8 protein-coding genes are annotated in these 8347 nt (G+C 35.8%); 1 reads left to right on the top strand and 7 read right to left on the bottom strand.

Annotated elements, in window-relative coordinates; genetic code table 11:
- The first annotated feature begins 182 nt into the window (after positions 1–182).
- Positions 183–851 carry a YdeI/OmpD-associated family protein gene (locus ACQR30_RS04550; protein ID WP_429731891.1) on the top strand — a complete coding sequence of 223 codons (669 nt, stop codon included), beginning with the start codon at positions 183–185 and terminating at the stop codon, positions 849–851.
- A gap of 86 nt (positions 852–937) precedes the next feature.
- On the opposite strand, the gene ACQR30_RS04545 is transcribed toward ACQR30_RS04550, so the two are convergent.
- From ACQR30_RS04545 to ACQR30_RS04515, 7 genes are all read right to left on the bottom strand, one after another.
- Positions 938–1606: a MarC family protein gene (locus tag ACQR30_RS04545; RefSeq protein ID WP_429731888.1), complete on the bottom strand. Its 669-nt coding sequence runs from the start codon at positions 1604–1606 to the stop codon at positions 938–940.
- A 37-nt stretch (positions 1607–1643) separates the two neighbouring features.
- Positions 1644–2303 (bottom strand): LysE family translocator, encoded by a 660-nt coding sequence (locus ACQR30_RS04540; protein ID WP_429731885.1) that lies wholly within the window; start codon positions 2301–2303, stop codon positions 1644–1646.
- Positions 2304–2485: 182 nt separating this feature from the next.
- Entirely contained in the window at positions 2486–4015 is a 1530-nt protein-coding gene (locus ACQR30_RS04535; protein WP_429731882.1) for a GH3 family domain-containing protein, read from the bottom strand.
- 148 nt (positions 4016–4163) lie between these two features.
- Positions 4164–5156 (bottom strand): bifunctional heptose 7-phosphate kinase/heptose 1-phosphate adenyltransferase, encoded by a 993-nt coding sequence (locus ACQR30_RS04530; protein WP_429731880.1) that lies wholly within the window; start codon positions 5154–5156, stop codon positions 4164–4166.
- A gap of 31 nt (positions 5157–5187) precedes the next feature.
- Complete coding sequence (locus ACQR30_RS04525) at positions 5188–6120, bottom strand: glycosyltransferase family 2 protein (protein ID WP_429731877.1); 933 nt, start codon at positions 6118–6120, stop codon at positions 5188–5190.
- Positions 6120–7232: a non-hydrolyzing UDP-N-acetylglucosamine 2-epimerase gene (wecB, locus tag ACQR30_RS04520; protein WP_429731874.1), complete on the bottom strand. Its 1113-nt coding sequence runs from the start codon at positions 7230–7232 to the stop codon at positions 6120–6122. The genes ACQR30_RS04525 and wecB overlap by 1 nt, the downstream gene beginning before the upstream one ends.
- Positions 7233–7241: 9 nt before the next feature.
- A partial coding sequence (locus ACQR30_RS04515; protein ID WP_429731871.1) for a glycosyltransferase occupies positions 7242–8347 on the bottom strand: 1106 nt, incomplete at its 5' end.

Raw genomic sequence — 8347 nt, 5'->3', positions numbered from 1 at the left:
GCCGCAAATGTAAAAATATTATGCCCTTTCCACAAGTTTTTGCGTTGATCCGTAAAAACACCTAAATAAAAGTTAATACAGTACTAACGATTGTAATTATTATTTTCGGAGTCCGAAAAATTGCCTGAAATAATGTACTTTTGCACGTAATTCTTTTGTTAACCTTAAAATAAATTTAAGGAATGTCCAATCTAGACCTCTTAGAGAAACTTCAGTACGGCACCGAAAAAAATGTTTTGATTCAAGGCTTACCGTCTTCCATTGAGAAACAGTTTGTAAAGCTTTCTTTCAGTAAAAATGTCACTCCGTTGTTGAAAAATAAGAAAATTGACTTTGCGCTTATTTTCGCTATTAACCACAATCAGCTGTGCTTTATTTTGAGAGATGTCTTTCCGGCGCTTCATGTCAATAGTAAATTGTGGATTGCTTATCCAAAATCATCCAGTAAAATAGTTAGTGATCTTAACAGGGCCTGTAGTTGGGAAATATTGAATAAAAGTAATTTTGAAAGTGGAGAAGAAGTGATTTTGGATAATGTATGGTGTGCTATCAACTTTAAGAAGTGTGCTAGCCTAGATAATGCAGAATGCGATTTAGCGACTGAAGATGCCTTATCAAAATCCCGGGCTAAAAGTTTCGATAAGAAACTCTCCATTATCCCTGTTGAATTGGATACACTGTTTATAAAACATAAAAAAGCAAAAGAATTCTTCGCTTCTTTGCCTTCTTCTAATCAAAAGGAGTTTGTTACTTGGATTGAAGGCGCTAAAAGAGCCGATACAAAACAGAAAAGATTGACTTCTACTTTGGAGAAATTGTTAGCCGGTAAGAAAAATCCTACCGAAAAGTAAATATCTCTTCTCAAATAATAAAAAGTGCCGCTTTGAATCAAAAGCGGCATTTTAGGTAATGTCCGTTTAGCTCCCAAAGCTACATATTATCTTCCAGAAAGAAGTTGTTCAACGCCTTCCCAAACGATCTGTAAACCCACACATAAAACCAAAAAGGCACTAATTCTGTTGACCACTTGTTGACCACGTTGACCGATGCGTTTTGTCAATAAATGGGTATTGGCCACACAAATGTATATGAGGACTGTCATAAATAACACGCCTACGATTAATGATCCTGTGTTTAAAAGGTATTGCTTTGTGTTGATAGATGCACTTGATGCGCTAAGGGTAAGTAATACAGAGATGGTGCCTGCACCGGTTGTCATTGGAAAGGTGATGGGATAGAATAATAAATTCTCTGTTTCCTTAAGATTGTCTTCTGGGCGAGTTGTACGTTCGGGTGAAGGCTCATTGCCACTTTTGGATCCTAGAAGTTGCCAGCCCATATTGCAGATTATTAAACCACCTGCCACTTGAACTACCGGTAAGGAAAGACCAAAAAGTTTCAATATCCAACTGCCGGCTAATACGGAAACAATGCTAATGCACAGGCCATAAAAAGCTACCTTCCTAGCAGCGATTACACGCCCTCTCCGGTCTAGCCCACTTAGCAAAGGATCAATGATAAATGCGGTACCAACCGGATTTACCGGTGGGAAAAGTGTAATAAAAGCAATAAAAGCTAGATGTAAAAATGAAAAAACCTCATCCATTGAATTTATTTTAAGTATTGCTTCGAACACATTTTAATTAGTGGTTTAAAACGTGTCCTGTATAAATACCATATAATAATACACAACCAAATATAATAAAAATAACACCGGATATACGATTGATAATATGAATATTATGAGGAGTAAGGCGATTACGAATTTTACCAGCTAAGAAAACTTTAGAAATGTCTACTGACAAATTAAATATCAAACAAGTAAGAAATACCAAAACGCGATATTGTATTTCGTGTGGGAAAGTTTTGGCACTTACCATTATACTGGCTGACGTGGCTATCCAAAACAGAATTACGGCGGGGTTTAAAGTGTTCATCAAAAAGCCTGAGAAAAAAATAGAGACCATTCCTCGTTTACTCAGTTTTACCTTTATTACAACTTCATCTTGTTTAGTAACCGATTTTTTCAGGAACAAGTTATACAATCCTAACCCTATTAAAAAAAAACTACCGCCAAATCCGATTATTTTTTCAAGAGTACCTGTAGAACTAAACAATTGAGTAAAGAAATTACATAATGAGACTAAAATAATATCAGATACGGAAACCCCTATTATAAATGCCATACCCCCCCTGTGGCCATTATTGATACTTTGCTTAATGATAGCAAAGATTACCGGGCCCACCGAGACGCTCAACATTAATCCTATCGCAATGCCCTTTATTATTGGAGAGAATAACATTTTTTATTTCCCGGAAAACACGTCTCCATATTTTACCCGGTAATTTTTATTATTATTTTGACAATAAAATTTCTTTATAAACTGTTTATTAAAAATAAGTAATAAACAGTGCGTACATTATACTTATACTTTAAAAGTATAAAATAATGTGTTGAAAACAAATATAAATTAGAAAAAGAAGATTAGTATTCTTTTTCTATAAGAAATTTGTTCCAGGCTTCTAGTATTTCACCTTTTAGAACCCTTGGAAATTTATGTTGGGCTCCCATTTTCCCTTTAGAAGCTAAGAATTTTAGAAAGGCCTCTTCTGGTAGCACTTTGATGCTCACATCCTTCAAAGCGCTTTTTCGCTCGACAGCGTAATCGTCATTTAGTTTTTTGATATTTTCGTCTATAAGCGTAATTAATTTCTTTTCATCAATAGGATAATCACAGGCTACATACCATTTATGTGCGAAGAAAGTCCCATAAGGAACTCCGGCAACGGTAAATTCCGGTATACTGATGTCCATTTCTTGGGACGCTAATTGCAAAGCCCGGTTCATATTATCGACACTTAAATGTTCGCCAACCAGACTCAGAAAGTGTTTGGTTCTTCCTGATATAATTACTTCAAACTTCTTTTTATCGGTAAATTTTATAGTATCTCCCAAAAGATAGCGCCAAGCGCCAGCTGGTGTGCTAATCAATAATGCATAATCTTTTCCTTCCTGAACATCTGACACTAATATAGTTTGAGGATTATCGACCAATTCGCCATCGGGCAAAAAATTTTCATTATCAAAAGGCACAAACTCAAAAAATATGTGGTCGCTCACCACTAACTTCATCCCGCCTTGTGCATTTGGCCGACTTTGATAGGCAATAAAGCCTTCACTAGCCAAATACGTTTCAATATAGACAATGGGTTTGCCTAATAATTTTTTAAAGCCAAGTCTATAGGGTTCCAAGCTTACACCGCCGTGCACGAAATAAGAAAGATTGGGCCATATTTCATGTATGTTTTTTAGTTGATATCGTTCTATTACCATTTCCATGCACATTTGCACCCATGCTGGGACACCTACTATAAAAGCAATATCCCAATCTTTTGCATGTGCAACAATTTCCTCTAGTTTCTTATTCCAATCTTTTTCTTTGGAAATTTTCTTTGTAGGCTTATAAAAAGGTTGAAACCAAAAGGGTGATTTTTTTACGCTAATCCCGCTTAAATCCCCCGCATAATAACCTGGCCCCTTTTCTAAATCAGTACTGCCACCAAGCATTAACCAACCCCTACCTATAGAACGGACATTTACATCTGTATAGTTGCGTAAACTAAGCAGTTGCTTTATCATGATAGTTTTATTACCTTGCAATAGATCATTGGTGATAGGAAGGTATTTGCTTGCAGCTTCGCTAGTGCCACTACTGAGCGCGTAATACTTTATTTTTCCCGGCCAGCAAATATCTGCTTTCCCCTCTAGGGTTTTGTGCCACCATTCTTTATAAATGGAATTGTAATTGTAAATGGGGACATTCTTTTGATAAGCCTGAACGAGGTTTTCCTGCATTAGAATATTATCGAAGTGGTATTTTTGGCCAAATTCGGTAAACCGCGCCTTGGTCAGTAATTTTTTTAAAACGCGTCGCTGCTGTTTTTGTACGTCTCCATTTGATAAACGTAATGCCTGAGCAATTCGCTTTGGAAATTTTATATCAAATATCGCCATCTGGTAGCAAATGATTTTTGTTAAGTAAGAAGTATTTTAATTATTAAAAAACACTCCCGAATGCAATAGGGCAAATATATTGCAAAGCGCAAAGATAGTCAGTTTTAGCATTCAAATCATACATATATTCAAATCCAAATTTCTACGACTAGATTATTAATAATGACTCACATTCTTCTAAAAGGTGTTGTTTGTCAATGGCCACTGTGCCTACTTGTTCACATACCAAGCCCCCAGCAATGTTTGCCATCTCCGCCGCAATTAATAGATTTTTTGTGACGATGAATGCCAGAGATAATACAGCAATTACTGTATCACCTGCACCACTGACATCAGCTATATTGCGTATTTTGGCCGGCAAAATGGTTGGGGTGTCATCTGTTTCTTGAAAAAATAGCCCTTTCTCCGAAAGCGTAATTAGTGAAAAACGATGATGTAGTTTTTCACTTAACGATTGATGTAACATCGACAAACTTTCTTTGTCGACCTTGTCTAAGTGAACATTCAAGGCTTCTAGAATTTCTTTTAAATTGGGTTTAAAAATATCTACATTTTGATAGGCAAAGAAGTTTTTCTTTTTGGGATCTACTGAGACGATTACATTATTTTCTTTTGCGATTGTAATAACGGATTTTATTAAATTTGGAGTAAGCACTCCCTTGTTGTAATCTTCTAAAATAAGCAATTCCGGCTTCTCTTTTTGCAGAAAAGTTAATAGTCTCTCTAATAAAAGAGCCTCATATTCCGCGGGAATGTCTTCACAGCATTCGCTATCTAAACGCATTATTTGTTGATTGCGGGCCATTACCCGCGTTTTATTGGTCGTCTGCCTTTTTGGAACCTTAATGATATTTTCCGTTTGAATATTTTTAATATTCATCAATTCGATGAGCGTTGTTGCTTCCGAGTCACCGCCAGTAATGGAAAATACATAAGGCGTTGCACCCAACGCGCAAAGATTAAGGGCCACATTTCCCGCGCCACCAATGCGATGTTCCTGTCTGTCTACTGCGACAATAGGTACCGGAGCTTCCGGTGAGATACGCTCCACATTACCCCAACAATAGGTGTCTAGCATAATGTCACCAACAATAGCAACTTTAATGGTATGAAATTTTTCAAATATTTCTGAAATGGTCAACTTTTCTAGTTTTAAATGGGCGGAAGAATATTTATTTTTTCAAAGATAGCAGGAATAGCGTTTTTAGCCCACTGAACCCGACAGTAAACGAATGAGCCAATTTTATAATGGGTATATAAATTACAGCTTTCCAAGCATCAATTTTTGAAATTTTGTATAATTTTTCGAGATAAAAATTACTCTTTCTTTTATTGTTCTTATAAACAGAAAAGTATACTGCAAACTTTCTATAAAGTAATGCCCCTTCCTTTTTCGGAAGTTTTTTTATTAAGGAAGGTAGTTGTCGCTCAATGAAAATTTTAGAAAGATCATTTACCCAATCGCTTTGTGTACCTGTAAGAGAAGCTGCGTGTTCCCTATAATAATAGAGTTCGTAATTTTGAATATACTTGAATTGAAATTGTAAAAAGGCTCGCACAAAGAAATCGTAATCTTCAATCAAAAATGCACAAGGATTATAACCATTTAATGCGCTATGAACTATTGCTTTATACAAAAAACACGCGCCACACCCTTTCCAACGATGAAAACTGTCATAAATATCATGAAAGGTTCGCTGCCCAATAATAATCCCATTATTATCAATTAAAGTATAATCAGTATAGACTAAATCAATTGTATCGTCTGCTTCAATTGTATCAAGTAATGTTTGCAGTGCATTTGGTGCATAATAATTATCATCTGACGTCCAAGTATAATATTTGCCGATTGCCTGTTCAAAACCGGCATTTAAAGAAAGCGGTAGCTTTTTATTATAAGGATTGTTGATAATTTTGATACGACCTCTTTTATCATTTGCGGCATACTCTTCGATAATATTCTTAGTGCTGTCAGTAGAACAATCATTGACTATTATTAATTCAAAATCTTGAAAAGACTGATTCAAACAGCTTTCGATAGAAGTGCGTATATAACGTTCTCCGTTGTAAGTAGGTAATATGATAGAGATTACTGGGCTTGTCATTATAAATATTCTTGCAAAATACGAATAATTTTTTCTGCACTATCTCCGGTGCCATATGGGTTAACGGCACGAGACATTTTTTGATAATGCTGTTCGTCTTGCAACATTTGCGTGACTTCTGTCTTTATTTTCTCTTTTGAAGTGCCTACTAATATTGCAGTTCCAGCTTCGATCCCCTCTGTTCGTTCCGTAACTTCGCGCATTACCAAAACGGGTTTGCCTAACGAAGGAGCTTCTTCTTGGATGCCTCCCGAGTCAGTCAATACTATATAGCTGTGGTTCATAAGCCAAACCAAATGCGGGTAATCCATTGGGCTGACTAAGAATACATTTTTGCGATTGCTTAAATGCCGTTTTACAACTTCCTGTACGTTGGGATTTAGATGGACAGGATATACTATTTGAACGTCCGGAAATGAGATACTTAAATCATAAAGAGCCTCACAAATTTCTTCAAATGGTTTTCCGAAACTCTCTCTCCGATGACCTGTAACTAAAATTATTTTTTTATTTAAATTGAGATAATTAAAGTCGTTTGCATATTCTGGTTCATGGAACGTTTTTTCTTTGGCCCAGAGCAAAGCGTCGATTACAGTATTACCTGTAACAAAGATATTCTCCTGAATGTTTTCTGACTGTAAATTTTGAGCCGCTTTAATAGTTGGTGCAAAATGAATATCGGCAAGAGAAGCTACCATCTTTCTGTTTATTTCTTCAGGGAATGGCGCATATTTATCGAAACTTCTCAAGCCTGCCTCTACGTGGGCAATTTTTATTTTTTTGTAATAAGCCGCCAATGCGCCGACAAAGGCTGTTGTTGTGTCGCCTTGGACTAAGATGAGGTCAGGTGTAAATTTTTCCAGTACTTTCTGAATCCCGGTCAATGCTTCCGCTGTTATATCAAAAAGGGTTTGATTGGGTTTCATTAACGAGATATCAAAATCTTCTTGCAATTTAAAGAATTGCATTACCTGTTGCAACATTTCTTTATGTTGGCCGGTTAGACAGATTTTTATTTCAAAAGTTTTGGGAAGTTTTTTCGCAGCATGAATAATAGGAGCCATTTTGATGGCTTCGGGTCGTGTTCCAAATATGAATAATAGTTTTTTCATTATTTCATTTTAATTCTCTGTAATTAAATGCCATAAAGTTTCTCCTGGATTTGGGTTGTACTTTTGTTTGGCATATTCGTGAGCTAATAATCCTATATTTTCCCAGTCCTTTTTCTCTGAGAAGGCTAATTCCATTACCTTCTCAAAATCTTTAATGGTAGAAGTTTTAGCAACAAAGCCATTTATGTTATGCTTTATACATTCTGCATTACCCCCAACATCGGTTACTAAAGCGACTCTTGCACAAAGCATCGCTTCCATCAAAGCTAAAGGCATCCCTTCCATACGAGAAGGCATCAAAAGTAATTGGTTGACAGACCACACTTTTCTTATATCATTGACCTTCCCATGGAAAGTAACGCGCTGTTCTAAGCCTTGCTTTTGTACAAAAGTCCTTAAAAATAGTTCATCAATTCCTGAACCATAAATATTTAAATGCCAATTTCTTTCTTGCCACTTAGGTTGTTGTAAGATGTTTAATACAATATCATGTCCCTTATGCGCAATGGTAAGGTTGGCTACCATAGCCATTTGTGTCACTTCGTTTTCCGGGAATGGTAGAGGTGAAATGTCGTTCAAGTTTACTGGGTTTGAAACGATAATAGCATTATTTATTTTTATACCTAGATGATTCTCCGCTATTTTTTTTGATTTCTTGGATACGAAAAAAACTTTCTCTGCTATGGTATAAGCATCTTTTACTATTTGCACCTTTTCTGCGGTAAGTCCTGACGATGTTTCGTTGTTTAGATGCCCCAGTATAAAAAACTTACATTTTGATTGTTTGACTTTTTGAATCAATTTTTTTTCTTCAGCAATGGAATAACAAGTTCCATTATACAAAACAATATCCGGGTGTTGCTTAAATATTTTTTTTAAAGACTGATTGGTTCTTTTTTTTATAAAGAATAATATTTTCGAAAACATGTAATCGATAAAAAAAGTATTTTGCTTCTGATAAGACGGTCTTTGGTACTGATCTAATCCAAGTGATTTTAACTCTGTTATTTTAGGGTGTTCATCACCGACTTTGTAAGCTAGGTGATAAACTTGGTTATTTTGTTGAAGGGCGTATTTGGCCATTTCAAACCAAAGTTCTTCACTTCCTCCCCAAT

The sequence above is a fragment of the Arachidicoccus sp. genome (genome assembly GCF_050436765.1).
GTDB lineage: Bacteria > Bacteroidota > Bacteroidia > Chitinophagales > Chitinophagaceae > Arachidicoccus.
This window is presented reverse-complemented; position numbering and strand designations above follow the sequence as displayed.